Origin of the sequence: Maritimibacter alkaliphilus HTCC2654 (genome assembly GCF_000152805.1) — a bacterium.
Classification (GTDB): domain Bacteria; phylum Pseudomonadota; class Alphaproteobacteria; order Rhodobacterales; family Rhodobacteraceae; genus Maritimibacter; species Maritimibacter alkaliphilus.
This window is the reverse complement of sequence record NZ_CH902578.1, coordinates 2,130,981-2,157,609: the sequence shown is the minus strand read 5'-3', so window position 1 is coordinate 2,157,609 and position 26,629 is coordinate 2,130,981. Positions and strand designations below refer to the sequence as shown.

Here is a 26,629-nt window from a genome sequence, read left to right as displayed (position 1 = left end):
GCTGACCTTGGGCAAGCGCCCCGCCGAGCGAAGCGAGGCCCGTTGCGACGCGGCGGAGCCGCGGCGCAACCCCTCATCAGCTCAGAAGCCGCGCACCTCGGTCAGCGTCTGGCCGGGGGTGAGCGCCTCGGGGTCGAGCTTCAGGTCGATGACCGCGAGCCCACCCGAGGCGAGGGCGGCCTCGAAGGCGGGCGCGAAATCCTCCTGCGCTGCCACCATCGCGCCGAAGCCGCCATAGGCGCGCGCCAGCGCGGCGAAGTCGGGTGCCGCAAGATCGGTGCCAGACACGCGCCCCGGATAGGCCCGTTCCTGATGCGCGCGGATCGTGCCGTAGCGGCCGTTGTTTGCCACCAGCACCACCACCTGCGCGCCATGTTGCACCGCTGTCGACATTTCGTTCAGCGTCATCTGGAAGTCGCCGTCCCCGGCCCAGCAGATCGACGGTCGCCCGGTCTCCAGCGCCGCCGCGATGGCCGCCGGAAATCCATAGCCCATGCTGCCCGAGGTCGCGCCGAGATAGCGGTTCCGGCGGGAGAACCGGAAATACCGATGCAGCCAGATGTTGAAATTGCCCGCCCCGTTCGTCAGCGCCGCGCCTTCGGGGATCATGTCCTGAAGCGTCAGCACCACCTGTTCCAGCTTGACCGCGCCCGGCGTCTCGACCGGTTGCACATAGGCCTCGTAATCGGCCCGGAGCGATGCGGTCCAGTCGGCACGGTCGTTGCGCCGGGTGCCGTCCAGCCGGGCCAGAGCGGCCAGCATCGCGGGGGCCGCCGCCGGGACGCTCAGGTCCGGGCGATAGACCTGCCCGACCTCGTCCGGGTCCGGGTGCACATGGACGATACGCGGCCCCGGCGCACCCGGCGTGCGGGCATAGGCGTTCGATGTGATGTCGCCGAAACGCGACCCCAGCACCAACAGAAGATCGGCCTCGTCCAGCGCCCGCTTCAGCCCCGGCCGCATCCCGACCGACAAGTCCCCCACGTAATTCGCATGTCCGTTGTCCATGTAGTCCTGCCGCCTGAACGACAGCGCAACGGGGATGCCCTGCGCCTCTGCGAAGGCCTCCAGATCCGTCGCTGCCCGGTCCGACCAGCCCGGCCCGCCCGCGATGACCAGCGGGCGCGCGGCCTCGTCCAGCAGCGCGGCGACGGCCCCCACGGTCTCCGGCGCGACAGCCACCGGAACCTCGGCCCGCGCGGCAATGTCGGCAACCTCGGCGGTGGCCGACAGCATGTCTTCCGGCAGGGCCAGCACCACTGGCCCCGGCCGACCGGACTGCGCGACATGGAACGCACGCGAGATATATTCCGGCAGCCGCTCGGTCTGGTTCACCTCGGCCACCCATTTGGCGAGGCCTTGGAACATCTGGACGTAGTCCACCTCCTGAAACGCATCGCGGTCGCGGTGATCCCGCGCCACCTGCCCGACGAACACGACCATCGGCGTCGAATCGTGTTTCGCCACGTGGATGCCGGACGACGCGTTCGTCGCCCCCGGCCCGCGTGTGACGAACAACACCCCCGGCTTGCCGGTCAGTTTCCCATGCGCCTCGGCCATGATCGCGGCCCCGCCCTCCTGCCGGCAGACGACGTTCTCGATCCCCGACTGATACAGCCCGTCCAGCGCGGCGAGGAAGCTTTCGCCCGGCACGGAAAACACCCGCCGCACGCCTTGTATCTTGAGCTGATCGACGAGAATCTGGCCGCCGTGACGCATGGGCACCTCTTTTTGAACCTTCCCCCGCGCCGCCTCGTTTCCTACCAAGACAGAAACGACAGGAGAGCATATGTCTGACCCGATCCTGCTTGGCATTCCCGGCGCGCTGCGTAAAGCCTCGAACAACCGGCTGCTGCTGAAGGAGGCCGCGCGCGCCTTCGGTCCCTGCGACTACGTCGAGGCCGACATCGACTTTCCCGTGTTCAATCAGGACATTCAGGATGGGCCGGGCATTCCGGACGCGGTGCTCAAACTGCACGAACAGATCGGCGCGGCGGATGCCGTGGTGATCTCGTCGCCCGAGTACAACAAGAACATCCCCGGCGTTCTGAAGAACGCGCTCGACTGGGTGAGCCGGGTCAAGGGCAACCCGTGGGCGGACAAGCCGGTCAGCCTGATCGCCGCGTCGGACGGGCGTGCGGGCGGCGAGCGGATGATGCACAACCTGATCCTGTGCATGATGCCGTTCCGGTCGAACCTCGTCTATGGCCCCGAGGTGTTCATCGGAAATTCGAGCGAGGCGTTCGGCGCGGATGGTCAGCTGAAAGACGAGGTGTCGGTCAAGTTCCTGACGCAGCTGATGGAAAAGCTGCGGGCCGAGGTGGAAAAGTGATCTCGGACGTCGTCGATCCGGCCCGCGCCAATGCGCTGGCGGTGACGCTTGGGTTGCCGGACCGGTTCGCGGCGGGGGATGCGCTGCCGCCCTTCTTTCACCAGATCTATTTCTGGGAACCGCAGCCCGCCGAGGCGCTGGGCCGGGACGGGCATCCGAAAACCGGCGTCGGGTTGATCCCGGACATGGGCCTGCCGCGCCGGATGTGGGCCGGTGGGCGGCTTGAATTCGCCGCGCCGTTTCGCGCGGGCGTCCCGGCGGAAAAGGTGTCGTCCATCGAAACAACCACCCGCAAAGACGGTCGCACGGGTCCGCTGGCGTTCGTCACTCTGCGCCACGACATTTCGCAAGACGGCACGCTCTGCATCCGCGAGTTTCAGGATCTCGTCTACCGCGAAGACCCATCGCCGGGCGCGCCCGCGCCCGTGACCCGTGCCGCCCCCGCCGATGAGCAGGGCGAAGAGGTCTCGGTCACGACGACGACGCTGTTTCGCTACTCGGCGCTCACCTTCAACGGCCACCGGATTCACTACGATCTGGATTATGCGCGCGAGGTCGAGATGTATCCGGGCCTCGTCACCCACGGCCCGCTCATCGCCCAACACCTCATGCTCAAGGCGGTGCGGGAGCTTGGATCGCTCGTCGGGTTTTCATTCCGAGCGGCCTCGCCGCTCGCGCATTACGAAGCCCTGACGCTTTGCAGGTCCGGTCAGGAGCTTTGGGCGCGCGCACCCGATGGCCGGGTCGTGATGGAGGCCGTTGCGGACGCCGGGTAGTTTTCGAACCCCGGCGTGCCCGCTGCATCCGGATGCTTGGCGACGTAGTCGGCCTTGAGCCGTTCCGACCCGCCGCCGCTGCCGTCATGGCGCCAACCGGGGGGCATCACGGCATAGCGCAGCCGGTCCCACAGGGTCAGCCCCGGTTGCCGCCAGTCGCGAAAGATCGCGACCCATTCGTGGAACGCGACCCGGAAGGGATTGAACGTCCCGATGTTGTGGACGAGGCCGTAGTCCGGCCTGTCATCTGCCTGCTCGGGCACGAAGGTGCCGAACAGCTTGTCCCAAACGATGAAGACTCCGGCATAGTTGGCATCCAGATAGCGCGGGTTGCGGCCATGATGCACCCGGTGGTGCGAAGGCGTGTTCATCACCGCCTCGAACCAGCGCGGCATCTTGTCGATCGCCTCGGTGTGAATCCAGAACTGATAGATCAGGTTCAGGCCGCCGACGAACAGGATCATCGCGGGATGAAAGCCCAGAAGCACCAGCGGCGCGGACAGGAGCATCATAAAGGTGAAGGTCCCGGTCCACGTCTGCCTGAGCGCCGTGGTCAGGTTGTAATGCTGGCTGGAATGATGATTCACGTGGCTCGCCCAGACCCAGCGGATGCGGTGCCCGAACCGATGGACCCAGTAATAGCGCAGATCGTCCAGCACGAAGCACAGGGCGACGACCCAGACGCTTGTGCCCAGATCGAGCGGCGTGATCTCCCACAGCCACATCAGGAACCCGTAGGTGATGAAGCCCAGAAGGATACCGACGACCACGTTGCCCACGCCCATGGCGAGCGAGGTCATGGCATCGCGCGCCTCATACCGCCCGCCGCGCTTCTTCACGAAGATCCATGTGACCTCGAAGATCACGGCGGCGACGAAGAAGGGCACCGCAAGCGACACCACGTCGGGATAGGTTAGGGACGACAGGTCCATCAGGCGGCCTCCTCGATCATCGGTTTCCACCTCGCCTTCTCGTCTTCCGTCAGGGTGAGCGTCACGCGGGGAGCCGCGAAGTCGGGCAGGCGCAGGGTCAGCCCCGTGTCGGCCTCGCTCACCCGTGCGCGGGCAACATTGTGAGTCGCCACATCCTGCCCCATGACCCAGAGGACATAGGTGGACCCGCCGGCATGGATCAGCGCGGATTGCCCCGATTTGGCAAGGTGGATGTCCTCGGGCACGAGGCCGGGGTTGTCGGTCGCGAATTCTTCCGCCGCGATGTCATGGGTCAAGACCAGCGGTCGGTCGAAGCCGTAGACCCGCATGATAAGCCAGATCGCGGCCAGCCCGACGACGACGATGGTGCCCAGAAGCCAAAGCGGCATGGTGAAATCCTCCGCCTTCAAAGGAAGCGGGAGAGCGCCGCCCTGTCAATCTTGGCGCTACGGAAACCGGGTTACGATCCCGCGCCCTGTTCGATCATCGCCGCGATGATGGCCATCGCGCTGTCCGACGACCAGTCGGCGTCGCCCATCATGCGCGCGATCTCGTTGCCCTCGCGGTCGAGAAGGACGGTCACCGGCAGGCCCATCACGCCCATCTCGCGGGCCAGCCCCTGTTTCGGGTCCATAAGGATGGGCAGGTGTACGACGCCGATCTCTTCGAAGAATTTGACGATCGCCATTTCCTTGTTGCGGCCCGTGGCCACGGTCACGACCTGAAAATCGTCGCCGCCATATTCCGCCTGAAGCGCATCCAGCATCGGCATCTCATGGCGGCAGGGCGCGCACCACGTCGCCCAAAAGTTCAGAAGCACGACCTTGCCGCGATAGTCGGCCAGCGACACCTCGTTACCCTCGGTATCGGTAAACGTCGCCGTGCCCGCAGGTTTCGCCTCGGTAAACATGAGCTTTTTCATGTCTCCGTCCTTCAGCGCCTCGATCTGCGCCATGTCCGCAAAGGCGGCGTTTGCACCCAGCATGAGGGCCGCGTATAGCAGCGTTCGAATGTTCATCCGGTTCTCCGAGGCTCCTGTGCCATGACAGACAACAACAAAAAAACCGCTAACGCCATGTGGGGCGGTCGCTTTGCCGCAGGCCCCGACGCGATCATGGAAGCGATCAATGCGTCGATCGGCTACGACAAGCGGTTGGCCCCCCAGGACATCACCGGCTCTCGCGCCCATGCCGCGATGCTCGCGGCCACAGGCATCATTACGGATAACGATGCCGAGGCGATCCGGGAAGGGCTGCTCACGGTACTGTCAGAAATCGAGAACGGCGAGTTTCAGTTTTCGGCGGCGCTCGAAGACATCCACATGAACGTGGAAGCGCGGCTGAAAGAGCTGATCGGCGAGCCTGCCGGGCGGCTCCATACCGCGCGTTCGCGCAACGATCAGGTGGCGACCGATTTTCGCCTCTGGGTCCGCGATCAGGTGGACGCGGCCATCGAAGGGCTCGACGCGCTTATCCGCGCGTTTCTTGATCAGGCCGAGGCGGGGGCCGACTGGGTCATGCCCGGCTTCACCCATCTGCAAACCGCGCAGCCCGTGACTTGGGGTCATCACATGATGGCTTATGTGGAGATGTTCGCGCGCGACAAATCCCGGTTCGAGGATGCGCGCCGCCGGATGAACGAGTCGCCCTTGGGCGCTGCCGCGCTGGCTGGCACGGGCTTTCCGACCGATCGGCACATGACGGCCGAGGCGCTGGGCTTTGATCGCCCGATGGCCAACTCGCTCGACGCCGTGTCCGACCGCGATCATGCGCTGGAGTTTCTGTCCTGCGCCACGATCTGCGCCGTCCACCTCAGCCGCTTCTCGGAAGAGCTGGTGATCTGGTCCTCGGCCCAGTTCCGGTTCGTGACCCTGTCCGACCGCTTCTCGACCGGCTCGTCGATCATGCCGCAGAAAAAGAACCCGGATGCCGCCGAACTGATCCGCGCCAAGATCGGCCGGATCATGGGGGCGATGGTGGCGCTGTTCACCGTGATGAAGGGCCTGCCGCTCGCCTATTCAAAAGATATGCAGGAAGACAAGGAACAGGTCTTCGACGCCGCCGACAACCTGATGCTGTCGCTTGCCGCGATGACGGGCATGGTCAGCGACCTGACCGCCAATCGCGAGGCGCTGGCCGCCGCTGCATCCTCGGGCTTCTCGACCGCGACCGACCTTGCCGACTGGCTGGTGCGCGAACTGGGCCTGCCGTTCCGCGATGCCCACCACGTCACCGGGTCGCTCGTCGCGATGGCCGAGGGCAAGGGCTGCGACCTGCCGGACCTTTCGCTCGCCGAGATGCAAACGGTACACGCAGACATCAACGAAGGCGTGTTCGACGTGCTGACGGTCGAAGCCTCCGTCGCCTCGCGGCAATCCTACGGCGGCACCGCCCCCGTGCGCGTGCGCGAACAGATCGCCCGCTGGCGGGCGGCTCTCGGCTGATCCGGGGGTGCAGGTCTTTACCCCGTGCGCGAAAGCCGCCATTGAACCGCGCATGTTGATACGTGCTCTCCTGACCGCGACGGTCACGCTCTTCGCCTCTGCGGCCCTTGCCGATTGCGAAACCATCACGCTGGACGGCGACACCACGATCGAAGGCGAAGCGCCTGCGGATGGTGCGCTGTGCTACACCTTTGAAACGCTTCCCTCGAACAACCTGTCGATCGAAGTCGTGCGCGGCCAGAACACCGCCGTTTCGGTTCCCGGTTACTATGATGCCCGCTCGGACCGGATGTTCATGGCGGGGCTGCCCAAGACGCTTGAAGTCCGGGTGTTTCAGGTGATGCGCGCCGCCGCGCCCGAACCCTTCTCGGTTCTCATTCGGCTGGAACCGCCGGGGAACGGCTGACACCGAACCGCTTGGGCGATTCGCTTTGCGTGCAGTCCGCACGCGACACCAGCCCGATACCTTTCCGGATTGGCGCAATTTTCCTGCGTGATCGTAGCGCCCAAAGGTCCGATCGGTCGCATTGCGTGGCCTCGGCGAAAGGATCGAACGGCTGGGCAAATTGCTGCCTGAACCACGCGAAAGTGTCTTTTTCTCAAGGGCTTGAGGCGTAGGCTGACCGCAGGGGCCGCACGGCCCCGACCCGGATTGCAGGAGAGGAGGCCCGCATGACCGTGTTCCAGCATCTCGATTTCGACGCCCATGAAACGGTGGTGTTCGCCCATGACGAACCGTCCGGGCTGAACGCCATCATCGCCATTCATTCCAGTGCGCTCGGCCCTGCGGCGGGCGGGTGCCGCGTCTGGACCTATCCGACCGAAGGCGCGGCGCTTGCCGATGCACTGCGCCTGTCGCGCGGCATGACGTTCAAGAACGCCGCCGCCGGGTTGGACCTTGGCGGGGGCAAGGCCGTCATCATGCTGGCCGAGGGGCAGAAGAAGACGCCGGAACTGATGCGGGCCTTCGGGCGTGCGGTCGAGCGGCTGAACGGGGCCTATACCACCGCCGAGGATGTGGGCGTCACGCCCGCCGACATGGCCGAGGTGCGCAGCCAGACCCGCCACGTCGCAGGTCTCGCCACCGGCGCGCATGCCAGCGGCGACCCCTCGCCCGTCACGGCGACGGGTGTGTTCCAGTCGATCCGAACGGGCGTGCGCGAGGTGACGGGGCGCGAGGATCTTGCCGGGCTTCATGTCGCGGTGCAGGGCCTGGGTCACGTGGGCACCGCGCTTTGCGACCGGCTTGCCGCCGCCGGGGCGCAGCTCACCGTCGCGGATATCGCGCCGGCCCGCTGTGACGAGGCGCGGGCGCGCTACGGCGCCACCGTCGTGGCCCCGGATCGTATCCATGCCACGGATTGCGATGTCTTTGCCCCCTGTGCGCTGGGCGGGGTGCTGTCCGAAGACACGATCCCCGAACTGCGCGCGCGCCTTGTCGCCGGGGCGGCCAACAACCAGTTGGCGCGCGACGACCTTGATACCGTGCTGGCAGCGCGCGGCATCACCTATCTGCCGGATTTCGTCGTGAACGCGGGCGGCATCATGAACGTCGCCGCCGAGATCGCGGGCGTCGACGATCCGAACTGGGTCAAAGGCAAGCTGGACGGGCTGCAAGAGCGCGTGACCGAGATTCTGCGCCGTGCCAAGACCTCCGGCAAAACGCCTCAGGCCGTCGCGGTCGAGATGGTGCGGGAGCGGCTTGCAGCCGCAGGCGAAAGATCAGTTGCATCCGAACCCGCCCCCGCTACGTAATCGGGGCATGTCAAAGCTGCGCCTTCTTTACCTGATCCTCGCCATCGTCGGTGCCATCTGGCCGATGTGGCACTTCCTGACCTATCTCACGTCCGAAGGGGCCAGTCTTGGCGGCCTGTTCGCGCAATGGACCCAAGGTCCGGCGGTGACGGGCATGGCCATCGACCTGATGATCGCCGGGCTGACGCTGACGGTGTGGATCATCGCCGAAACGGCGGTGCGCCGGAACTGGTCGGCATTGCTTGCGATCCCGGCCGCGCTGTTCATCGGCGTGTCCTGCGGCTTTCCGCTCTACCTGTTCCTCCGCACCCGGCCCGTCTGAGGGCTGGCGGGGCGCTCTGATGGTCCGTCAGTGACGGCTGCGTTAACTTTTTGCGGTGCGGCGTGGTGTGTAAGCTATTGAAAGCAGGTCGCATTCACGTATTGAAGTTCCTAGAATACTAGGATTCTGGTATTTCTGATCCCTGAAAAAGCACCCTGACCCGTCACGCACCCCGCCTACGGAAAACACCGCAATCACCCGCGCGCCTCGGCGCGTGAGCGTCGCGTTCGTTAGGGAACGACCACTCGCAAGCGCGCCCTACAAGGATGCAGCCAACCGCGTGCCCTGATCTATGGCACGCTTGGCGTCGAGCTCCGCCGCCACGTCCGCGCCGCCGATGACATGCGCCGTGATACCCCGTTCGGCCAGCGCATCGGCAAGGCTGCGCTCGCTGACCTGTCCGGCACAGAGCACGATGGTATCCGCCGAGATCACGCGTGGGTCGTCGCGCGTCTCACCGGACGAAACGTGCAGCCCGTCCGCGTCGATGCGCTCGTAGTTCACGCCGCCCACCATCTCGACGCCCTTCATCTTGAGCGAGGCGCGGTGAATCCACCCGGTCGTCTTGCCCAGGCCCTTGCCCAGAGCCTTGGCCTTGCGCTGCATCAGCGTGATCTGGCGCGGCGAGGGCACCGGATGCGGGCCTTCGGGGTCAAGCCCGCCCTCGGCCAAGGCAGGATCGGTCACGCCCCATTCCTCACGCCACAGGTCGAGGTCGAGCGCGGGGCTGGTGCCCTGATGCGACAGGAACTCGGCCACGTCGAACCCAATGCCGCCCGCGCCGATGATCGCGACACGCTCGCCCACCTCGGCCTTGTGCAAAAGCACGTCGATGTAGGACAGCACATTTTCGCCGTCTTGCCCGGCGATGCCCGGGTCGCGCGGGGTCACGCCCGTCGCCACGATCACCTCGTCGAAACCGGCGAGGTCGTCGGCGGTGGCCTCGGCCCCCAGCCGCGTTTCGATCTGCCACTTGGCGACCATCGTCTTGAACCAGTCGATGAGCCCTATGAACTCTTCCTTGCCGGGGATCGCGGCGGCCATGTGAAGCTGCCCGCCGATCCGGTCGGCCTTGTCGAAAAGCGTGACTTTGTGGCCGCGCTCGGCGGCGGTGAGGGCCGCCGACAACCCCGCAGGCCCGGCCCCGACGACGGCGATGGACTTGAGCGTGGCCGCAGGCTCCACCACCAGTTCCATCTCATGGCAGGCGCGCGGGTTCACGAGGCAGGAGGTCATCTTGCCCGAGAACGTGTGGTCCAGACAGGCCTGATTGCAGGCGATGCAAGGCGCGATCTCGTCCGCGCGATCCTCGGCGGCCTTCACCACGAAATCGGCATCCGCAAGGAACGGCCGCGCCATCGACACCATGTCCGCCGCCCCTTGGGACAACAGCTCCTCGGCCACCTCCGGCGTGTTGATCCGGTTCGAGGTGATGACCGGGATCGACACCTTGCCCATCAGCTTCTGCGTGACCCAGGCCCAGCCTGCGCGCGGCACACTGGTCGCGATGGTCGGCACGCGGGCTTCGTGCCAGCCGATGCCGGTGTTGATGATCGTCGCGCCCGCTTTTTCGATCTCCTGCGCCAGCTCAACCACCTCGTCGAAGGTGGAGCCGTTCGGGACGAGGTCGATCATCGACAGGCGGTAGATGATGATGAAGTCGTCGCCCACGGCCTCACGCACCCGGCGCACGATTTCGATCGGCAGGCGGATGCGGTTCTCGTAGGACCCGCCCCAGCGGTCTTCGCGCTTGTTGGTGTGGGTGACGATGAACTGGTTAATGAAATAGCCCTCGGACCCCATGATCTCGACCCCGTCATAGCCCGCCTCGCGGGCGCGGGTGGCGGAGGTGACGAAGTCGGCGATCTGTTTCTCGATCCCCTCTTCGTCCAGCTCTTTCGGCGGGAAGGGGGAGATCGGGGATTTCACCGGGCTGGCCGAGACGCATTTCGGACCGTAGGCGTAGCGCCCGGCATGCAGGATCTGCATGGCGATCTTGCCGCCCGCGTCATGCACCCGGTCGGTGACGACCTTGTGGTTCGCGATGTCGTCGGGCGTGTAAAGCCCCGCCGCCCCCGGAAACACGCCCCCCTCTTCGTTGGGCGCGATGCCGCCCGTGACCATAAGCGCGGCCCCGCCGCGCGCGCGGGCGGCGTAGTATTCCGCGACCCGGTTCCAGTCGCCGCGCTCTTCGAGCCCGGTGTGCATGGAGCCCATGAGCACGCGGTTCTTCAGAGTCGTGAAGCCGAGGTCGAGCGGGGCGAGCAGGTGCGGATATTGGGTCATGTAAGGCCTCCCTTTGGTTGGGCGAGGATAGGGACGGCGCGTGCCCTGTCACTCCCCAACGCTGCGTAAGGAGGGATTGCGCCGGGGCTGCGCCCCGTCGCGGTGGCGCCTATGCCGGGCGGCGGCGCGGGCGGCGGGGGAGGAGGGGGGCCGTCTGCCCCCCACGCGCGTGCCGCGCGTTCCCCCCGAAGGTTTCCTGAAACAGAGAAGCCCAAGGGGCGTTGCGTGCGCCGCGTTCACCAGGGCGTCGCATTTACTTGTTTTTAAAGGGAAACCTTCCCCGAGGGGAAGATCCCGGCCTAGTATTCGATGCCCGCCTGCGCTTTCACACCGGAGCGGAACGGATGCTTGACCAGCTCCATTTCCGTGGCGAGGTCGGCAAGCTCGATCAATTCGTCCTTGGCGTTGCGGCCCGTCAGGATCACATGGGTCATCTCGGGCTTTTCGTTGGTCAGGAATTCGACGACCTCGAAGATGTCGATATAGTCGTAGCGCAGCGCGATGTTGATCTCGTCCAGAAGGACCATGCGGATGTTCGGGTCGCGGATCAGCTCTTTCGATTTTTCCCACGCCGCCTGCGCCATTTCGATGTCGCGCGATTTGTCCTGCGTTTCCCAGGTGAAGCCTTCGCCCATCGTGTGGAACTGGCACAGGTCCGAGAAGTTCTGCTCGATCAGGTCGCGTTCGCCCGTGCCCATGCCCCCTTTGATGAACTGCACCACGGCGCAGGGCATCCCGTGGGCGATGGCGCGGAAGATCATGCCGAAGGCCGAGGACGACTTGCCCTTGCCCTTGCCGGTGTGGACGATGACCAGCCCTTTTTCTTCGGTCTTGGTCGCCATGATCTTGTCGCGCGCGGCTTTCTTCTTGGCCATTTTCTGTGCGTGGCGGTCGGTGTCTTCGCTCATGCGGTCCTCCCTCAGATGAACAGTCGGATGATGACGGGGGCGATCAGCGCCGTGAGTATGGCGTTCAGCCCCATGGCGACGCCGGAAAACGCGCCGGATGTCTGGCTTTCCTGAAACGCGCGGGCGGTGCCGATGCCGTGGCTTGCCGTGCCGAGCGCGAAGCCACGCGCGCGGTCGTCGCGGATGCGCAGGAGGTTCAGGATGGGCGAGGCGATGACGGCCCCGGTGATCCCGGTCAGGATCACGAGCACGGCCGTGAGCGTGGGCGAGCCGCCGATCGCCTCGGCGACGCCCAGCGCCACGGGCGCGGTCGCGGATTTCGGGGCGAGCGAGATCAGGACATCGCCCGAAACGCCCAGGCCGCGGGCGATGGCGAGCGCCGACAGGATGGCGACCAGCGACCCGGTGACCAGCGCGGCCAGCATCGGCAGCGCCGAGGCGCGGATGAGCGCGCGGTTGTCGTAAAGCGGGATCGCCAGCGCGACTGTTGCCGGGCCGAGCATGAAATGGACGAACTGCGCGCCTTCGAAATATGTCTCGTATGTCGTGCCGGTCAGGACCAGCACGCCCGCCAGCAGCGCGACCGCGATCAGCACCGAGTTCACCCAGGGCTTCGTGCCCGACAGTTTTTGCAGCCAGGCCCCGAAGAGATAGGCGATCAGCGTCGTGGTCAGCCACAGAAGCGGGCCTTGCGCCAGATAGGACCAGATGTCCGCGAAATCGGTCATCGGCGCGTCACCCGGTCGACGAGGGCAAAGACGGTGGCGCCTGCGGCGATGGCCAGCGCGGTCGAGGCGACGATGGCGACAAGAACCGCGACGCTTTGGTCCCCGAGGCTGGAGATATGGCGGACGATGCCGACACCGGCCGGGACGAAAAGCAGCGACAAATGCGCAAGCAGCCCGCGCGCCGTGTTCGCGAGCATCGCGTGAAGCGGCGGCCAGACGAGGAACGTCAGGAACAGGGCGGCGAACCCCAGCACGGGTCCGGGCAGGCTGAGCCCCAAGGCGCGCGCGGTGACTTCACCGGCGAGCTGGTATCCCAGCAGGATGGCAATGGCTCGGATCATCGGGTCCCCGTTCGCGCGTCCACCGATGGTAGCCGCGGCAGGGCCGAGCGCAACCGCACAAACGAAACGGGGCGAGCTTGCGGCCCGCCCCGTTCCGGTGATTGCGGTCGGTTACTCGGCGGGCACGGCGGCGGCCGTGGTGCGCCCGAAGTGCTGGCGGTTCAGGCGGAACACCAGCCAGACCATCGACCACTGGAAGGCCAGCGCGATGGCGATGACGACCCAGTAGGCGACCGAGAACTTGTCGACGATCCCGGCGGCGACCAGTCCCTTGTGCAGGAAGAATTGGGTGAGCACCGAGATCGCCACGCCGGGGCAGACCAGCGCGTAGGAGCCGGGCGAGGTCTTGGAGCCGAAGACGAAGTCCTTGAAGTATTCCTCGCGCTTGAGAACGACGAGGCCGAGACCGAGGAACATGACCTGCACCGACACGAGGCGGGCGAGGAAGATCATGGTCTCGGCGGCACTCGTATGGCTTTCGAACGTGGTGTGCATCCCGTGGTCCTGGCGCAGGAACATGATGCCGAGAATCGTCATCAGCGGGATCAGGATCATCAGCGTCGGCGCGCTTTCCTTGGCGGTGCCGTAGTGCAGCATCGAGTTGAACGCGGTGAACAGCGCCACGGCGGCGTAGATGATCGCGACGGTCGAGAAGAAGGTCGAGCCGATCAGCGCCACGCCGACCACGAGCGCATTGGTCGACATCGCGGCCGGGGCGTCGAGGCCGACGGCAACCATGGCGAGCGCGAAGGTCGGGAGCATCTGAGCGAAGCTGTTATGCGCCGTCACGTCGAAAAGCCCGCCCTTGGTCAGCACGCGGCCAAGGAAATCGCCGATGATCGACAGGGCGAAGATCCCGATGGCGAGGAAGGCAGCCATGGCAAAGGGGAAGAGGATCTCGACGATGCTCCACAACCCCGGCACGAAGACGAGGCCGACGATGAACAGCCCGTTCACCGACATGGCAAGCGCCAGCGGATAGGCGAGCAGGGTGGTTTCGGCGTTGGAATTGCGCAGCTTCTGGTAGCCTTCGGTTTTGCGGAAGCGGTTGAAGGCCGAGATGTTCCAGAACAACTTTTGAAGATTGATGAAGGCGAAGACCGCAATGCCGGCCATCGCGATGATGATGGCGGTCTTGAGCGGTGCGCCCCCGGTCGAGAAGGCGGCCATGATGTCCTCGAAGATCGGGACGGGACGGCCCGGGTGCGGCACCCAGAACATCAGGTACATGAAGAACGTGACCGAAAGGCCACCGGCCCCGACGGAGGCGAGGAAGTAGAGCGGCGAGTAATTGTCCGCTGGACGGTTCGTTTGCATGGCAGATCCCTTCAAATTCACGAATTGGAATATGTTGTAAGTGAAACGATCCGGGAGAGGGCTGTGACAAGGTGATGCAGGGGCAGGCGGGGCGTTGTTAACGGCGCATTAACCAAGACACGGTTTGATGGCGTCATGCGGATACTGTTTCTTCTCACGGCCCTCGCGCTCATCGGCTGCAACAGCCCCAGCCCGCGGTTCATGGATTCGCCTCATGTCGAGGTGGAAGTGGCTGGCAGCCGGTTCTCGGTCTGGCGCGACGGTGACCGGGTGGAGGTGATCCGGACTTCGCCGGAAGTGCTGCCCCGGTTGTCGGTCGTGCTCGCCCGCGCCGAGGTGGCGATCCAACGGGCGACCGGGTGTCAGGTCTGGTCCGGGAGCCTGAAAGGCGATCAGGCCGTCGTGACCGCACGATTGGCCTGTGGCTGACCTGTCCGAAAGGTGCCGCGCACGGCGCGGCGCATGGTCAGCTCAGAACCGCCGATGGCGGCTCTGAGCGGCGTGCCTCCGGCGGGGATATTTCGGGACCGGAAAGAGCTAGAGCCGTTTTTCGAAGGTGATCGAGGTCGGGCGGGTGTAGCCCGGATGGCCCGTGACGGCGATCTTGGTGAAACCCAAATGGCGGAACGTGGTGTGGTTTTCGGTGAGTTCGATGCGCGACTGGAGCGTGAGGCGGTCGAAACCGAGCGCGCGGGCGCGGGTTTCGGCATGGGCGACGAGGGCGCGGCCATGGCCTTTGCGCCGGGCCGTAGCGGCGACGGCGAGTTTGCCGAGGTAGAGCGCGGGGGCGTCGGGGGTCAGGAAAATGCAGGCTTCGGGGCGTGCTGGTTCGCCAAGCGTCCAGATCTCGCCGGTCGCGATCTGGTCGCGGATGCTTTCGGTCGTGAGCCGGGTCATGGAGGAGGGCGGGTCGATCCGGCCCTCCATATAGGCGAAGCTTTCGCGGATCAGGGCGAGGAGGGCGGTGGGATCGTCCCCGTCCTGCATCCGGCGGGGTGTCATGCCAGCGACTCGAGCAGCGCACGGGCGGAGTTGGAGCGAGGGGTCCAGAGGCCACGCTCCATCGCCTCGGACAGGCGCTGGGCGATTTCCGCAAGGGCAGGGGCGTTGTGGCGTTCGATGAAGGCGCGGGTGTCTTCGTCTTCGAGAAAGGCCGAGTGGACGAGGTCGAAGTGGTGGCTTTTGACCGCGCCGGTGGTGGCGGCGAAGGCGAAGAGGTAATCGACCGTGGCGGCGATTTCGAACGCGCCTTTGTAGCCGTGGCGTTTCACGCCGTCGATCCACTTGGGGTTCACGACGCGGGAGCGGACGACGCGGCCGATTTCTTCGTCCAACGTGCGGATCACGGGGCGTTCGGGGCGGGAATGGTCGTTGTGGAAGACCGGGCGGTCGCGGCCCTGAAGGGTCGAGACCGCCGCCGCCGCGCCTCCTTCGAACTGGTAGTAATCATCACTGTCCAAGAGGTCGTGTTCGCGGTTGTCCTGGTTCTGGACGATGGCCTCGGTTTGGCTGAGGCGTTGTTCCAGCCCTTCGCGGTCGCGGGTGCCGGTGGCATCGGCGCCGTAGGCGTAGCCGCCCCAGTCGAGATAGGCGTCGGCGAGGTCGGATTTCCGCTCCCACAGCTTTTCGTCGATCATGGCTTGCAGGCCTGCGCCGTAAGCGCCGGGTTTCGAGCCATAGACGCGCGACTGCGCCTCGCCTGCGCGGGCTCGGGCGGCGGCGGGGTTGTCAGCGTCGGGTTCGTCGAGGTTCTGGACGGCGCGGGCGGCTGAATCGACCAGCGCGATGAGCGAGGGGAAGGCGTCGCGGAAGAAGCCGGAGACGCGGAGTGTGACGTCGACGCGGGGGCGGCCCAAGGCGGTCGAGGGAATGATCTCGAACCCGGTGACGCGGCGGTTGGCGGCGTCCCATTTCGGTTTCACGCCCATGAGGGCGAGGGCTTGCGCTATGTCGTCGCCGCCGGTGCGCATGTTGGCGGTGCCCCAAGCCGTGACGAGTATGGTGCGGGGCCAGTCGCCATGGGTCTGGAGGTATTTGTCGATCAGCAGGCTCGCGGATTTCCAGCCCAGCGCCCATGCGGTGGGGGTCGGGACCGCGCGGCTGTCGACCGAGAAGAAGTTGCCGCCTGTGGGCAGCGTGTCGAGCCGCCCGCGCGTGGGGGCGCCGGAGGGTTTGGGGGCGACGAACCGGCCTGCGAGGGCGGTGAGGAGACCGGTGCCTTCGCTCGGGCCGCAAGTGGTGACGGCGGGGCGGACGGTGGTTTCGATTTCGTCCTTGACGGCGCCGCTCATCGGTCCCGGCGGGATCGCTTCGCCGTCGATGAGGCGGGTGGCGAAGTCTTCCAGACGTTCGACGGTGTCGCCGTTGGTGCGCCATGTGCCGCCGGTGAGGGCGTCGGGGCGGGGGCCGTCCCACGGGGCCGCCATGTCGCAGTCGAGCGGGTCGAAGGACATGGCGAAGTCGGCGGCCAGCGCACGGATGAGCGAGGCGTTCGGCCCCTTGCCGTCGCCGCGCGGGACGCGGACGAGGGCTTGGACGAGGTCACGCTGGAGCCGCCCTTCGGGCGACTGGCCGAAGACGTGGAGGCCGTCGCGGATCTGCGCCTCTTTCAGCTCACACAGATAGGCGTCGAGCTTGGCGAGGTCGGTGTCCTCATCCTCGCCCGACATGCCGACATCGGCGTCGAGCCCGGTGGCGGCGGTGAGGGTCAGAATCTCGCGCCGCAGATGGTCGATGCGCCGGGGATCGACGCCCGCGGCCTCGTAATATTCATCCACCAGCGCCTCGAGGTCTTTGAGCGGTCCATAGGTTTCGGCACGGGTGAGCGGCGGGGTCAGGTGGTCGATGATGACCGCCTGCGTGCGCCGTTTGGCCTGCGTGCCCTCGCCGGGGTCGTTCACGATGAACGGATAGATGTGGGGCATCGGGCCGAGCACGGCCTCGGGCAGGCAGGTGTCGGAGAGCGCCAGCGCCTTGCCGGGGAGCCATTCGAGGTTGCCGTGCTTGCCCATATGGACGATGGCGTTCGATCGGTGCACGTCGCGCAGCCAGATGTAGAAGGCGAGGTATCCGTGGGGCGGGACCAGATCGGGCGAGTGGTAGGTGTCGGTCGGGTCGATGTTGTAGCCGCGCGCGGGCTGGAGGCCGACGACCACGTTGCCGAAGGTCAGGACCGAGAGCTTGAAGCGCCCGCAATCGACCTCCCCCGGCTCGAAGAACGGGTCCGCCTCGGGGCGGCCCCAGCGTTCTTCGATGCGCTGGCGCACCTCCCACGGAAGTTGACCATAGGCGATCTGGTAGTCCGCCATCGAAAGGTCGACCCCCCCGGTGCGCGCGACCCGGTCGGTGAGCCAGTTGGTCGGTCCGGCCATGATCGCCTGCATCAGCGTGTCGCTGTCGGCGGGGGCATTCTCGAAGCGGTAGCCTGCGGAGGCGAGCAGGTTCAGCGCGTGGACCGTGGCCGCAGGCGTGTCGAGGCCGACGCCGTTCGCGAGCCGTCCGTCCTTGTTGGGATAGTTGGCGAGGACCAGCGCGACGCGGCGCTCGGGCGCGGGGGTGGCGCGCAGGGTCGCCCAGTTGGCGGCGAGGCGGGCGACGAAATCGATCCGGTCGCCCTGGGCGCGGTAGGTGGCGATGGCGCATTGGGTGGCGTCGTCGTAATAGGCCTCGCCCTTGAAACTGATCGCGCGGGTCAGGACGCGCCCGTCCACCTCGGGCAGGGCCACATTCATCGCGATGTCGCGGGCGGAGAGGCCGTTGAGACCCTCGGCCCAAGCTTCCTCGGAACTGGCGGAGAGGACGACCTGAAACACAGGGGCGGCGTTGGCGGCCTGCATCGCCAGCGGATTTTCCGGGCTGTCGTCGCCTGCATGCGGGCTGCCCACGGCAAAAGAGGTGGCGTTCAGGATGACGCTGGGCGAGGCCTCGGAAAACAGGTGTTCGAGGGTCGCGGTCGAGACCGGGTCTTTGAGCGAGGCGACGAAGATGGGGAGCGGGTTCAGGCCTTGGCGCAGGAGCGCCTTGACCATGCGGTTGATCGGGTTGAGACCTGCGCCTTGCACCAATGCCCGGTAGAAGATGAGGGGGACGACGGGCGCCTCCGGCACCCACATCTCGCGGACCGTGGCGAGGTCCGAGACACCCGCGCCGGGCCAGTAGACTCCCGCGCGCAGAAGCGGACTGGCGGGGGCCGGTTTCTCGCCGCCGTCGAGCATCGCTCGGGCATAGGCGAGAAAGTTGGTCGCGTTCTGCGGCCCGCCCTCGACGAGATAGGCCCAGAGCGCGGCGTAGTCTTCGTCCGAGACGGTCGAGAGCGCGGCGAGTTCGGCGTCGGGCTTGTCGTCGCCGGGCAGGAGCGCGAGGGGCACGCCCGCCTCGGCCATGTGGGCCGCGTATTGCTCGGCCCCGTAGCGCCAGTAGCCGGTGCCGCCGAGCACTCGGGCGATCACCAGACGGGACTGCTTCGCGCAGGTGTCGATGTGCAGGTCCACCGACATCGGGTGATTGAGATGCGTGAGGTTCGCGAGACGCAGGGAGGGGGCCGCGTCCATCTCCGCGCGCGCCTCGGACAGGGCGGCAAGCTCGGTATCGGCGGCGGAGATGAAGACCACGTCGGCAGGCGTCTGGCCCAGATCGACGGCGTCCTTGCCATCGTCGATCTGGCCGGGGGTCGCGGCGAGGAGGTGCATCAGTCCAGAACCTTGGTCATGAACAGGCTGATCCCGTCGTCCTCGTAGTCACCGAACGCGCCGGAGCGTTTGAAGCCCTGACGTTCGTAGAGCCGGACGGCGGCGGCGAGTTCTTCGCCAGTTTCCAGATGCAGCACGGGCAGCTTTTCCTCGCGCGCCGTGTCTTCGATCATGCGGAGCAGCGCCGCGCCCACGCCTTTGCCGCGGGCGGCGCCCGACGTGAACATGGCTTTCACTTCGCCGTAGCCGTCACGGATGGCCAGCGCACCGACGCCCAGCACCTCGTCACCTTCGCGTGCGGCGAAAAAGCGGATGTCGGGGGCAGCGAGAGCCTCGGTCGGCAAAGCGTGGTTGTTTTCCGGCGCGTAGGTTTCCGCCTGCAACGCCTGCGCCTGTGCCAGAAGGGCCGAGGGCGCAGGGTCGAGCGGGTTCGCCGGTTCGACGATCAGCATCAGGCCTGAAGCGCGGCCTCGATCCGCGCACGGTCGAGCCCGGTCTGGCCGATCACGACGAGCCGCGTGGCGCGAGGTGAAGCGCCGAAGGGCTGGTCGAAATAGGTATCGACGCGCGGGCCGACCGCTTGCAGCGTCAGGCGCATCGGCTTGCCCTGAACGGCGGCGAAGCCCTTGAGCCGCAGGATGCCGTTCTGGCGGATCACGTCTGCGACCTGCTCGGCAAAGGCCTTGGGGTCGGCGATTTCGCCGCGCTCGACGACGAACGACTCGAACTCGTCATGGCCGTGATCGTGCTCATGGTCGTGGTGATGATCGTCGTCGTGGTCGTCGTCGTCATGGTGGTGATGATGGTGGACCTCGTGCCGCCCCTCCATGCTGGTCTCGGCCGCGGCGCCTTGACCCAGTAACACCTCGATCGGGAGGAGACCCATGGAGGTCTTGACCACTTGCACGCCCTTGCGCGCCTCTCCCGAGAGTTTGCCGGTAAGGGCCGTCGCCTCATCCTCGCCCAGAAGGTCGATCTTGTTCACGACGATCATGTCGGCGCAGGCGATCTGATCCTCGAACAGCTCGGACAGCGGGGTTTCGTGGTCGAGGTTCTCGTCGGCGCGGCGCTGGGCTTCGACCGCTTCGAGGTTCGCGGCGAACACGCCCTCGGACACGGCCTTGCCGTCGACCACCGTCACGACGCCATCGACCGTTACGCGGGTCGAAATCTCGGGCCACTGAAACGCGCGGACCAAGGGTTGCGGCAGGGCGAGGCCGGAGGTTTCGATGACGATGTGATCGGGGGGCGTTTCGCGGTCCAGAAGCTTTTCCAGCGTCGGCACGAAATCTTCGGCCACGGTGCAGCAGATGCAGCCGTTCGACAGCTCCATCACATCGTCCTCGGTGCAGGTCTCGTCCCCGCAACCCTTGAGGATGTCGCCGTCGACCCCGAGGTCACCGAATTCGTTGATGATAAGCGCGATCCGCTTGCCGTTCGCGTTCTGGAGCATGTTGCGGATCAGCGTGGTCTTGCCAGCGCCGAGGAAGCCGGTGACGACGGTGGCGGGAATCTTGGCACGCATGGCGGTCTCCGATATGGGGCGTTAGGGGCTTGTCGCCCGAAACGGCGTGGAAGGAAAGGGTATGGCAGGGCGCGTGGCCGTCTGCATCGGGTGCGAAGGGGGCACGGCTTTGGCCGATGCGCTTGGCACGAAGATGGAGGTGGAGCGGGCGCATTGCATGAATGCCTGCGCCCGTCCGGTATGCCTGTCCGTGCGCGAAGAGGGCAAGGCGGCATACCTCTTTGGGGATGTGGACCCCTCGCTCGCCGGTGAGGTCGAGGTGTTTCTCGGCCTGTATGACGCGGCGAAGAAGGGGATCATCACCGACGCCCGCGCGCTGGAACGGTTGAGGTTCAAGCTCATCGGGCGCATCCCGGCCTAGTCGTCCTGTCCGACGAAATGCCCGGCGATGGTGCCGAGCACGACCCAACCCACCGCGGCGAACCCAAGCGAACGGGTGGCGAAATGAGCCGCCAGTTCCGGGGCCGCGACACCGTAGTAGGTGTCGAGATGCGGCGCGCCGATCACATGGGGCACGAGCAGCAGCACGATGGCCGCGCCGATCGCCCAGACCTGCGGCACGAAGGCGATGAGCCACAGTGCCAGCGCGGTGACGACGATGGTGCCGCTCCACCAGATCTGACGCGGCAGCACCTCGGGCGCGATGGTGCCGGGCAGTTCCGGCGGCAGGCCGATGGCGGGCGCCAGTTGCACGGCGACGAAGCCCGCGACACCCCAGACGATCCCCCGACGCGCGTCGACCTTGTGCCCCTGCCGGATGGCCAGCGCCATGAACCCGGACAGGATCAGCGCATAGGCGGTGTAACTGACCACGTCGAAGGTTACCGTCATCAGGTGGCGCGACCAGTCGTTGCCCAGACCCGGCGCGCCGGAGGGGCTTTGCGGACTGCCCGCACCGAAGTGGACCCGCGCCCCGGTTTCGTAAAGTTCGCCTTCCAGAATGTACGGAATGACGAACACGAATTGCAGCGCCGCGGCGATCACGCCGGACGCGACACCGGCGATCAACGCGCCGGTCAGCAGTTTCTTAAGCATGGAAGATCAGCTGCCTCAGTGGCAGGGGAACGCCATTGCGTGACGCTGATCATGGGCCGCGTCGTGCAGCACGGTCGCCTGCGCGTAACCGGCGGCAAAAAGCAGAACCGCGCCGAATGCCAGAACGGCGAAGATCGCCCCCAGACGGGTGTCGGCCTGAGCGGCGGTATTGTGGATGGTCTTGGTCGTCATGTCGTGGTCCCTCATTGGCCCGTCTCCCCGACGGGTGGGGTTTCGTTTCACATGGCAGGTCTCCTGGCTTTGCGGGTCGTCGCGCTTCGCCACCTTCCCGAGCCGAGGCTCAGTGGTATCCGGCGGGCGCTCGCCGCGTCACAGTCGCGGGGGCGGCTGCGGCTGAAGGCTCCGGTTTGGATCACCCCTCCGCATTCCCATATTCTCCCTTGGCGCTTTGCGCCGTGTCGGGAACCATGCCTTATCCTTGTGGCGCGGCGGATGGGGGCGGGTCAAGCGCGATCATCGTTGCGGCGTCGCCGTGACGCGCCGGATGCCGCTAGAGGCCGATGCTGCGTCGGTTTTCTTCCGTGTCTTCCATCACGTGCCAAACCGTGACCGAGTCTTCGATCACTTCGACCCGCCAAAGCGCGGGACCGGCGAGGCGCGGGTCGTCGCAGACCGAATGGCCGCGAATCATCGCATGCGCCCCTTCCGCGTGGATATCTTCGAACACGTTCCTGTAGCCGGGAAAGGCTGCGAAGAACCCGCGCCAAGCGGCCAATACGTCGTCCTTCCCGCGCACTTCGTGTCCGGCCGGGTCGATGAACACGTGATCCGGCGCGACAAGGGCGCCGAGCGCGACGAGGTCGGCCCGCGTGATCGCGTCATTGAAGGCGATGAGGGTCTCGCTGGTTGTCATGCGCCGAGTTTACCACAGGTCGCTGTGTCAGGTTTGTGACAATATCTTGTGGATAACCCGCTCACGCCTGCCATATCCTGCGCTCCTGCGTTGACTCCGCGCTGCGGCGTCGGGATCATGACGGGATAACCCGGAATCAGGATCCGCTCCCCGTGCAGTTCACCCGCCTGCGCCTCAATGGCTTCAAAAGCTTCGTCGACCCGACCGATCTGGTGATCGCGAACGGGCTTACGGGCGTCGTCGGCCCGAACGGCTGCGGCAAGTCGAACCTGCTCGAGGCGCTGCGCTGGGTCATGGGCGAGAACCGCGCCAAGGCGATGCGCGGCGACGGGATGGAGGATGTGATCTTTGCGGGCACCTCGTCACGCGGGGCGCGTAACTTCGCGGAAGTGGTGCTTCAGATCGACAATTCGGAACGTCTGGCCCCGTCCGGGTTCAACGAGACGGATATGCTCGAGATCGTGCGCCGGATCACGCGGGATGCGGGCTCGGCCTACAAGGTGAACACCAAGGACGTGCGCGCGCGCGACGTGCAGTTGTTGTTCGCCGATGCCTCGACGGGCGCACATTCGCCCGCGCTGGTGCGGCAGGGGCAGATCTCGGAACTCATCAACGCCAAGCCGAAGAACCGCCGCCGGATTCTGGAAGAGGCCGCCGGGATTTCGGGGCTGTATCAGCGCCGTCACGAGGCGGAGCTTAAGCTCAAGAGCACCGAACAGAACCTCGCCCGCGTCGATGACGTGATCGAACAACTGGCGACCCAATTGGGGCAACTTGCCCGGCAGGCGAAACAGGCGCAGCGCTATCGCGAGATCGGGTCGCAGCTTCGCACCTCCGAAGGTCTGCTGCTCTATCGCCGCTGGAAAGAGGCGGACGAGGCGCGGGCCAAGGCGCAAGAGGCTCTGACGGACATGGTCCGCGCCGCCGCTGCCGCCGAGGGCGCCGCGCGCTCGTCCGCCAAGGCGCGGGTCGAGGCCGAGGACAAGCTGCCGCCCAAGCGCGAGGAGGAGGCGATTGCCGCTGCCGTCCTGCAACGCCTGACCGTGTCGCGCGATCAGTTGACCGAGCAGGAGGAACAGGCCGCGCGGCGGATCGAGACGCTGACGAACCGGATCGAACAACTCACCCGCGACATGGAGCGCGAGGAATCGCTGAACAAGGACGCGGGCGAGACCATCGAACGGCTCGAATGGGAGCGCGGTGAGCTGGCCAAGGCGTCCGAGGGGCATGAGGGTCGGCTGGAAGAGGCCGCCGATGCCGCCCGCGACGCCCAGCGCGTGCTGGGCGAGCGCGAGGATGCGTTGAGCCAGTTGACCGAAGATGTCGCGCGGTTGGCCGCCCGGCACCAGTCGGCGCACCGTCTGCTGGACGATTCGAAAAAGACGCTGGAGAAGTCCGAGGGCGAAGCCGAACGCGCGCGGGCCGCCGTCACCTCGGCCAAAGCCGCGCTCGACGCGGCGAAGCTGGCTTTCTCGGAAGCCGATTATGCCCAGACGCAGGCGACCCAGATGGCCGAGGCCGCCGAGGCCGCGCTGGTCGATGCCGACGAAGCGCGGGCCGCGGCGCAGGGGCGCGAGGCGGATGCGCGGGCTGAACGATCCGAGGCCGAGGGCGAGGTGAACGCGCTCAGGGCCGAGGTCATGGCGCTTGCCAAGGTCATCGAACGCGACACGGCCGAGGGCGGTCAGGTGCTCGACCTCGTGCGGGTGAAAAAGGGCTATGAAGCCGCGCTTGGTGCGGCCCTGTCCGACGATCTGCGCGCGCCTGCGGTGGACGACCCCGAGGCGTCGGGCTGGCTGACCCTGCCGGGCTATTCGGATGCGCAGACGCTGCCCGAGGGTGTCGCGGAGCTGACGAATTACGTCACCGTGCCTGAGGTTCTGGGGCGGCGCATGTCGCAGGTGGGGCTGGTCGAGGCCGAGGATGCCGCGCGTCTGCAACCGCTTCTGCGCCCCGGTCAGCGGCTGGTCACGATCGAGGGCGATCTGTGGCGGTGGGACGGCTACCGCGTTGCGGCCGAGGATGCGCCGTCGGCGGCGGCGCTGCGGCTGCAACAGATGAACCGGCTCGAGGAACTCAAGCAGGATCTGGAGCGCGCCCAGTCGCGCGCCGATGGGGCCATGCGGGCGCATGAGGCGCTGCGCGAGGAGCTGACCCGTGCGACCGAGGCCGACAAGGCCGCGCGTGAGGCCCGGCGCGATGCCGACCGCGCCGTGGCCGACGCCAACCGGGCGCAGTCGCGGGCCGAAGCGGATCGTAACATCGCGGAAGGCAAGCTTGAGAACATGACGCTGGCCGTCACCCGGCACGAGGACGAAGCCGCCGGGGCGCGCGCCCGTCTGACCGAGGCCGAGAAGGCGGTGAAGGATCTGCCGAACCTCGACGATGCGCGGGCCGAGGTGGAAGACACCAAGATGACCGTCGAAGCCGCGCGGATGACGATGATGTCCAAACGCTCGGCCCACGACGAGGTCAAGCGCGAGGGCGAGGCGCGGGTGAAGCGGTCGCAGGAAGTGACCAAGGAAATCTCCGGCTGGAAGCACCGTCTGGAAACCGCGGGCAAGCGGATCGCGGAACTGGGCGAGCGCAAGACGGCGTCGGAAGTCGAGTTGAAGGACGCGCGCTCGGCGCCCGAGGAACTCGCCGCGAAACGTGACGAGCTTTCGCGCCAGATCGCCGAGGCGGAAGCGCGCCGCGCCAAGGCGCAGGATGCACTGTCGGCGGCGGAATCGGCCCTGCGCGAGGCGCAGATGGCCGAACGCGATGCGGAACGCGAGGCGGGCGAGGCGCGTGAAGCGCGGGCGCGGGCCGAGGCGCGGGTGGACGGAGCCAAGGAAACCGTCGCCTATGCGGTCGAGCGGATTCAGGACGAGATGGAGACGACGCCCGAGCAGCTTCTTGAAAGCCTCGACGTGGTGCCGGATCAGATGCCGTCGTCCGAGCAGATCGAAGCCGATGTGAACCGCCTGAAACGCCAGCGCGACGCGCTGGGCGCGGTGAACCTGCGTGCCGAAGAAGACGCCAAGGAAGTGCAGGTCGAGCACGACACGCTGGTCAGCGAAAAGTCCGATCTGGAAGAGGCCATCGGCAAGCTGCGCCACGGCATCGCGTCGCTGAACCGCGAGGGGCGCGAGCGGCTGCTGACGGCGTTCGAGCAGGTGAACGAGAACTTCGGCACCCTCTTCACGCATCTTTTCGGTGGCGGCGAGGCGAACCTCGTTCTCGTGGAATCCGACGACCCGCTCGAAGCCGGGCTTGAGATCATGTGCCAGCCGCCGGGCAAGAAGCTGTCGACCCTCAGCCTGTTGTCCGGTGGCGAGCAGACCCTGACCGCGCTGGCCCTGATCTTTGCCGTGTTCCTCGCCAACCCCGCGCCGATCTGCGTGCTGGACGAGGTGGACGCGCCGCTCGACGATGCGAACGTGACGCGCTTCTGCGATCTGCTGGACGAGATGACGCGCAAGGCCGACACCCGCTTCCTCATCATCACCCACCACGCGGTGACGATGAGCCGGATGGATCGCCTGTTCGGCGTGACCATGCAGGAACAGGGCGTCAGCCAGCTTGTCAGCGTCGATCTGAAGAAAGCCGAGGCGCTGGTCGCCTGATCCGGTTTGCGATGTAGCGATTCCCCGCTAAGCTGCCTGTAAAGGGCATTCAGGGAGAGCGTTATGTCACGCAAAGTCATTGCGGCCGTCTTGGCCATTCTTGCAGCGCCGGCACTGGCACAGGAACAGAAGTCGCTGGAATCCAAGCCGCTCGACGCGCCCGCGTCGGTTCAGGCGCCGATGTCGGACCGCGTGATCGCCTCGGACCCGCAGACTTTCGTGGCCTTCTTCGAAGATGCGGGGATGCCGGCCCGACTGACCGAAGACACCGTGGGCGATCCGCTCGTCGAATATCGGTCGAACGGCGACAAGATGAGCCTGTTCTTCTATGACTGCGAGGATAACGTCGACTGTCAGGCCGTGCAGTTCTACGCGGGCTACCGGGCCGAGAACGTGACGCTCGAAACGATCAATTCGTGGAACACCGACCGCCGCTTCGTCCGGTCCTACCTGACGGACGAAGGCGTCGCGCGGATCGAGATGGATGTGGCGACCAGCAACGACGGTCTCAGCACCGGCGATTTCGACGCGCTGCTCGAATTGTGGCTCGACAGCGTGGTGCTGTTCGAAGACCACATCAAATGGTGATGGTCAACGCCATCTGAACCATTGGGAGATCATCCTCCAACCGTCGCGACACTTCGCGGCGACTGGTGGTGATGGCACTGGACGAACAACGATTTCGACAATGGATGGTGACACTGGCAGCGGCTTCGCTGTTGCTCGCAATCATCCGCCTCTGGATCGGCCAGTAAGCTG

General features: G+C 66.2%; 26 protein-coding genes and 1 riboswitch. Of the genes, 10 read left to right on the top strand and 16 right to left on the bottom strand.

Going from position 1 to position 26,629, the window contains the following annotated elements:
* Nucleotides 1-81: 81 nt before the first annotated feature.
* Entirely contained in the window at nt 82-1,719 is a 1,638-nt protein-coding gene (locus RB2654_RS11630) for a thiamine pyrophosphate-dependent enzyme (RefSeq protein WP_008331703.1), read from the bottom strand.
* Between the two features lie 70 nt (nt 1,720-1,789).
* Between RB2654_RS11630 and RB2654_RS11625 the strand changes: the two genes are divergently transcribed.
* Complete coding sequence (locus RB2654_RS11625) at nt 1,790-2,332, top strand: NADPH-dependent FMN reductase (RefSeq protein ID WP_008331702.1); 543 nt, start codon at nt 1,790-1,792, stop codon at nt 2,330-2,332.
* A complete protein-coding gene (locus RB2654_RS11620) occupies nt 2,329-3,108 on the top strand; it encodes an HTD2 family dehydratase (protein WP_008331701.1) in 780 nt (259 codons plus the stop codon). The genes RB2654_RS11625 and RB2654_RS11620 overlap by 4 nt, the downstream gene beginning before the upstream one ends.
* Here RB2654_RS11620 and RB2654_RS11615 read toward each other — a convergent pair.
* From RB2654_RS11615 to RB2654_RS11605, 3 genes are all read right to left on the bottom strand, one after another.
* Nucleotides 3,042-4,040, bottom strand: a complete 999-nt coding sequence (locus tag RB2654_RS11615) for a sterol desaturase family protein (protein ID WP_008331700.1) — start codon at nt 4,038-4,040, stop codon at nt 3,042-3,044. The genes RB2654_RS11620 and RB2654_RS11615 overlap by 67 nt on opposite strands.
* Nucleotides 4,040-4,429, bottom strand: coding sequence for a hypothetical protein (locus RB2654_RS11610; RefSeq protein WP_138424539.1), 390 nt, complete (start codon nt 4,427-4,429; stop codon nt 4,040-4,042). Before RB2654_RS11610 ends, RB2654_RS11615 begins: the two co-directional genes overlap by 1 nt.
* 71 nt (nt 4,430-4,500) lie before the next feature.
* Nucleotides 4,501-5,058, bottom strand: coding sequence for a TlpA family protein disulfide reductase (locus RB2654_RS11605; RefSeq protein WP_008331698.1), 558 nt, complete (start codon nt 5,056-5,058; stop codon nt 4,501-4,503).
* A 24-nt stretch (nt 5,059-5,082) separates the two neighbouring features.
* On the opposite strand from RB2654_RS11605, the gene argH reads away from it, so the two are divergent.
* From argH to RB2654_RS11585, 4 genes are all read left to right on the top strand, one after another.
* Nucleotides 5,083-6,483, top strand: coding sequence for an argininosuccinate lyase (argH, locus tag RB2654_RS11600; protein WP_008331692.1), 1,401 nt, complete (start codon nt 5,083-5,085; stop codon nt 6,481-6,483).
* A gap of 52 nt (nt 6,484-6,535) precedes the next feature.
* Complete coding sequence (locus RB2654_RS11595; protein WP_008331690.1) at nt 6,536-6,889, top strand: hypothetical protein; 354 nt, start codon at nt 6,536-6,538, stop codon at nt 6,887-6,889.
* Nucleotides 6,890-7,155: 266 nt separating this feature from the next.
* Complete coding sequence (locus RB2654_RS11590; protein ID WP_008331684.1) at nt 7,156-8,238, top strand: Leu/Phe/Val dehydrogenase; 1,083 nt, start codon at nt 7,156-7,158, stop codon at nt 8,236-8,238.
* A gap of 7 nt (nt 8,239-8,245) precedes the next feature.
* The gene (locus tag RB2654_RS11585) at nt 8,246-8,560 is read left to right on the top strand and encodes a DUF2834 domain-containing protein (protein ID WP_008331682.1); all 315 of its coding nucleotides are present in this window, start codon (nt 8,246-8,248) and stop codon (nt 8,558-8,560) included.
* 258 nt (nt 8,561-8,818) lie between these two features.
* Here the strand turns inward: RB2654_RS11585 and RB2654_RS11580 are convergent, their stop codons facing one another.
* The 5 genes from RB2654_RS11580 to RB2654_RS11560 all read right to left on the bottom strand — a co-directional run bounded on the left by RB2654_RS11580 (nt 8,819) and on the right by RB2654_RS11560 (nt 14,140).
* On the bottom strand, nt 8,819-10,846 hold the full coding sequence (locus RB2654_RS11580) for an NADPH-dependent 2,4-dienoyl-CoA reductase (protein ID WP_008331680.1): 2,028 nt from the start codon (nt 10,844-10,846) through the stop codon (nt 8,819-8,821).
* A 299-nt stretch (nt 10,847-11,145) separates the two neighbouring features.
* Nucleotides 11,146-11,754: a cob(I)yrinic acid a,c-diamide adenosyltransferase gene (gene cobO, locus RB2654_RS11575; RefSeq protein WP_008331677.1), complete on the bottom strand. Its 609-nt coding sequence runs from the start codon at nt 11,752-11,754 to the stop codon at nt 11,146-11,148.
* 11 nt (nt 11,755-11,765) lie between these two features.
* On the bottom strand, nt 11,766-12,482 hold the full coding sequence (locus tag RB2654_RS11570) for an LrgB family protein (protein ID WP_008331676.1): 717 nt from the start codon (nt 12,480-12,482) through the stop codon (nt 11,766-11,768).
* Nucleotides 12,479-12,823 (bottom strand): CidA/LrgA family protein, encoded by a 345-nt coding sequence (locus tag RB2654_RS11565; RefSeq protein ID WP_008331675.1) that lies wholly within the window; start codon nt 12,821-12,823, stop codon nt 12,479-12,481. Before RB2654_RS11565 ends, RB2654_RS11570 begins: the two co-directional genes overlap by 4 nt.
* Before the next feature lie 111 nt (nt 12,824-12,934).
* Nucleotides 12,935-14,140, bottom strand: a complete 1,206-nt coding sequence (locus RB2654_RS11560; protein WP_008331674.1) for a TsoY family (seleno)protein — start codon at nt 14,138-14,140, stop codon at nt 12,935-12,937.
* A 135-nt stretch (nt 14,141-14,275) separates the two neighbouring features.
* Here RB2654_RS11560 and RB2654_RS11555 point away from each other — a divergent pair, with 135 nt between their 5' ends.
* Complete coding sequence (locus RB2654_RS11555; RefSeq protein ID WP_008331673.1) at nt 14,276-14,569, top strand: hypothetical protein; 294 nt, start codon at nt 14,276-14,278, stop codon at nt 14,567-14,569.
* Nucleotides 14,570-14,677: 108 nt separating this feature from the next.
* On the opposite strand, the gene RB2654_RS11550 is transcribed toward RB2654_RS11555, so the two are convergent.
* From RB2654_RS11550 to cobW, 4 genes are read right to left on the bottom strand one after another with little or no spacing between them, the layout of a single operon-like run.
* The gene (locus RB2654_RS11550) at nt 14,678-15,142 is read right to left on the bottom strand and encodes a GNAT family N-acetyltransferase (RefSeq protein WP_040884771.1); all 465 of its coding nucleotides are present in this window, start codon (nt 15,140-15,142) and stop codon (nt 14,678-14,680) included.
* Nucleotides 15,139-18,828, bottom strand: coding sequence for a cobaltochelatase subunit CobN (gene cobN, locus RB2654_RS11545; protein WP_008331670.1), 3,690 nt, complete (start codon nt 18,826-18,828; stop codon nt 15,139-15,141). The genes RB2654_RS11550 and cobN overlap by 4 nt, the downstream gene beginning before the upstream one ends.
* Nucleotides 18,828-19,280 (bottom strand): GNAT family N-acetyltransferase, encoded by a 453-nt coding sequence (locus RB2654_RS11540; RefSeq protein WP_008331669.1) that lies wholly within the window; start codon nt 19,278-19,280, stop codon nt 18,828-18,830. The genes cobN and RB2654_RS11540 overlap by 1 nt, the downstream gene beginning before the upstream one ends.
* The gene (gene cobW, locus RB2654_RS11535; protein ID WP_008331668.1) at nt 19,280-20,353 is read right to left on the bottom strand and encodes a cobalamin biosynthesis protein CobW; all 1,074 of its coding nucleotides are present in this window, start codon (nt 20,351-20,353) and stop codon (nt 19,280-19,282) included. Before cobW ends, RB2654_RS11540 begins: the two co-directional genes overlap by 1 nt.
* Before the next feature lie 61 nt (nt 20,354-20,414).
* Between cobW and RB2654_RS11530 the strand changes: the two genes are divergently transcribed.
* Nucleotides 20,415-20,714, top strand: coding sequence for a DUF1636 family protein (locus tag RB2654_RS11530; protein WP_008331667.1), 300 nt, complete (start codon nt 20,415-20,417; stop codon nt 20,712-20,714).
* Here the strand turns inward: RB2654_RS11530 and RB2654_RS11525 are convergent.
* The 3 genes from RB2654_RS11525 to RB2654_RS11515 form a co-directional block, all read right to left on the bottom strand.
* Nucleotides 20,711-21,388: a CbtA family protein gene (locus tag RB2654_RS11525; RefSeq protein WP_008331666.1), complete on the bottom strand. Its 678-nt coding sequence runs from the start codon at nt 21,386-21,388 to the stop codon at nt 20,711-20,713. The two genes, RB2654_RS11530 and RB2654_RS11525, sit on opposite strands and share 4 nt — an antisense overlap.
* 15 nt (nt 21,389-21,403) lie before the next feature.
* Entirely contained in the window at nt 21,404-21,595 is a 192-nt protein-coding gene (locus RB2654_RS11520; RefSeq protein WP_008331665.1) for a CbtB domain-containing protein, read from the bottom strand.
* A 21-nt stretch (nt 21,596-21,616) separates the two neighbouring features.
* Nucleotides 21,617-21,834, bottom strand: a riboswitch (cobalamin riboswitch).
* Nucleotides 21,835-21,899: 65 nt separating this feature from the next.
* A complete protein-coding gene (locus RB2654_RS11515; protein ID WP_008331661.1) occupies nt 21,900-22,262 on the bottom strand; it encodes a nuclear transport factor 2 family protein in 363 nt (120 codons plus the stop codon).
* A gap of 152 nt (nt 22,263-22,414) precedes the next feature.
* Here RB2654_RS11515 and smc point away from each other — a divergent pair, with 152 nt between their 5' ends.
* Complete coding sequence (gene smc / locus RB2654_RS11510) at nt 22,415-25,870, top strand: chromosome segregation protein SMC (RefSeq protein ID WP_008331660.1); 3,456 nt, start codon at nt 22,415-22,417, stop codon at nt 25,868-25,870.
* A gap of 63 nt (nt 25,871-25,933) precedes the next feature.
* Nucleotides 25,934-26,458: a YbjN domain-containing protein gene (locus tag RB2654_RS11505; protein WP_008331659.1), complete on the top strand. Its 525-nt coding sequence runs from the start codon at nt 25,934-25,936 to the stop codon at nt 26,456-26,458.
* Nucleotides 26,459-26,629 lie beyond the last annotated feature (171 nt).

Excerpts from the sequence above, each read along its gene's own strand:
- cobW (WP_008331668.1), bottom strand. The coding sequence starts at position 20,353 with ATGCGTGCCAAGATTCCCGCCACCGTCGTCACCGGCTTCCTCGGCGCT.
- RB2654_RS11520 (WP_008331665.1), bottom strand. The coding sequence starts at position 21,595 with ATGAGGGACCACGACATGACGACCAAGACCATCCACAATACCGCCGCT.
- RB2654_RS11505 (WP_008331659.1), top strand. The coding sequence starts at position 25,934 with ATGTCACGCAAAGTCATTGCGGCCGTCTTGGCCATTCTTGCAGCGCCG.
- cobN (WP_008331670.1), bottom strand. The coding sequence starts at position 18,828 with ATGCACCTCCTCGCCGCGACCCCCGGCCAGATCGACGATGGCAAGGAC.
- RB2654_RS11615 (WP_008331700.1), bottom strand. The coding sequence starts at position 4,040 with ATGGACCTGTCGTCCCTAACCTATCCCGACGTGGTGTCGCTTGCGGTG.
- RB2654_RS11530 (WP_008331667.1), top strand. The coding sequence starts at position 20,415 with ATGGCAGGGCGCGTGGCCGTCTGCATCGGGTGCGAAGGGGGCACGGCT.
- RB2654_RS11570 (WP_008331676.1), bottom strand. The coding sequence starts at position 12,482 with ATGACCGATTTCGCGGACATCTGGTCCTATCTGGCGCAAGGCCCGCTT.
- cobO (WP_008331677.1), bottom strand. The coding sequence starts at position 11,754 with ATGAGCGAAGACACCGACCGCCACGCACAGAAAATGGCCAAGAAGAAA.
- RB2654_RS11565 (WP_008331675.1), bottom strand. The coding sequence starts at position 12,823 with ATGATCCGAGCCATTGCCATCCTGCTGGGATACCAGCTCGCCGGTGAA.
- RB2654_RS11560 (WP_008331674.1), bottom strand. The coding sequence starts at position 14,140 with ATGCAAACGAACCGTCCAGCGGACAATTACTCGCCGCTCTACTTCCTC.
- argH (WP_008331692.1), top strand. The coding sequence starts at position 5,083 with ATGACAGACAACAACAAAAAAACCGCTAACGCCATGTGGGGCGGTCGC.
- RB2654_RS11585 (WP_008331682.1), top strand. The coding sequence starts at position 8,246 with ATGTCAAAGCTGCGCCTTCTTTACCTGATCCTCGCCATCGTCGGTGCC.
- RB2654_RS11605 (WP_008331698.1), bottom strand. The coding sequence starts at position 5,058 with ATGAACATTCGAACGCTGCTATACGCGGCCCTCATGCTGGGTGCAAAC.
- RB2654_RS11550 (WP_040884771.1), bottom strand. The coding sequence starts at position 15,142 with ATGACACCCCGCCGGATGCAGGACGGGGACGATCCCACCGCCCTCCTC.
- RB2654_RS11540 (WP_008331669.1), bottom strand. The coding sequence starts at position 19,280 with ATGCTGATCGTCGAACCGGCGAACCCGCTCGACCCTGCGCCCTCGGCC.
- RB2654_RS11515 (WP_008331661.1), bottom strand. The coding sequence starts at position 22,262 with ATGACAACCAGCGAGACCCTCATCGCCTTCAATGACGCGATCACGCGG.
- RB2654_RS11555 (WP_008331673.1), top strand. The coding sequence starts at position 14,276 with ATGCGGATACTGTTTCTTCTCACGGCCCTCGCGCTCATCGGCTGCAAC.
- RB2654_RS11525 (WP_008331666.1), bottom strand. The coding sequence starts at position 21,388 with ATGCTTAAGAAACTGCTGACCGGCGCGTTGATCGCCGGTGTCGCGTCC.
- RB2654_RS11595 (WP_008331690.1), top strand. The coding sequence starts at position 6,536 with ATGTTGATACGTGCTCTCCTGACCGCGACGGTCACGCTCTTCGCCTCT.
- RB2654_RS11625 (WP_008331702.1), top strand. The coding sequence starts at position 1,790 with ATGTCTGACCCGATCCTGCTTGGCATTCCCGGCGCGCTGCGTAAAGCC.
- RB2654_RS11610 (WP_138424539.1), bottom strand. The coding sequence starts at position 4,429 with ATGCCGCTTTGGCTTCTGGGCACCATCGTCGTCGTCGGGCTGGCCGCG.
- RB2654_RS11580 (WP_008331680.1), bottom strand. The coding sequence starts at position 10,846 with ATGACCCAATATCCGCACCTGCTCGCCCCGCTCGACCTCGGCTTCACG.
- RB2654_RS11630 (WP_008331703.1), bottom strand. The coding sequence starts at position 1,719 with ATGCGTCACGGCGGCCAGATTCTCGTCGATCAGCTCAAGATACAAGGC.
- RB2654_RS11590 (WP_008331684.1), top strand. The coding sequence starts at position 7,156 with ATGACCGTGTTCCAGCATCTCGATTTCGACGCCCATGAAACGGTGGTG.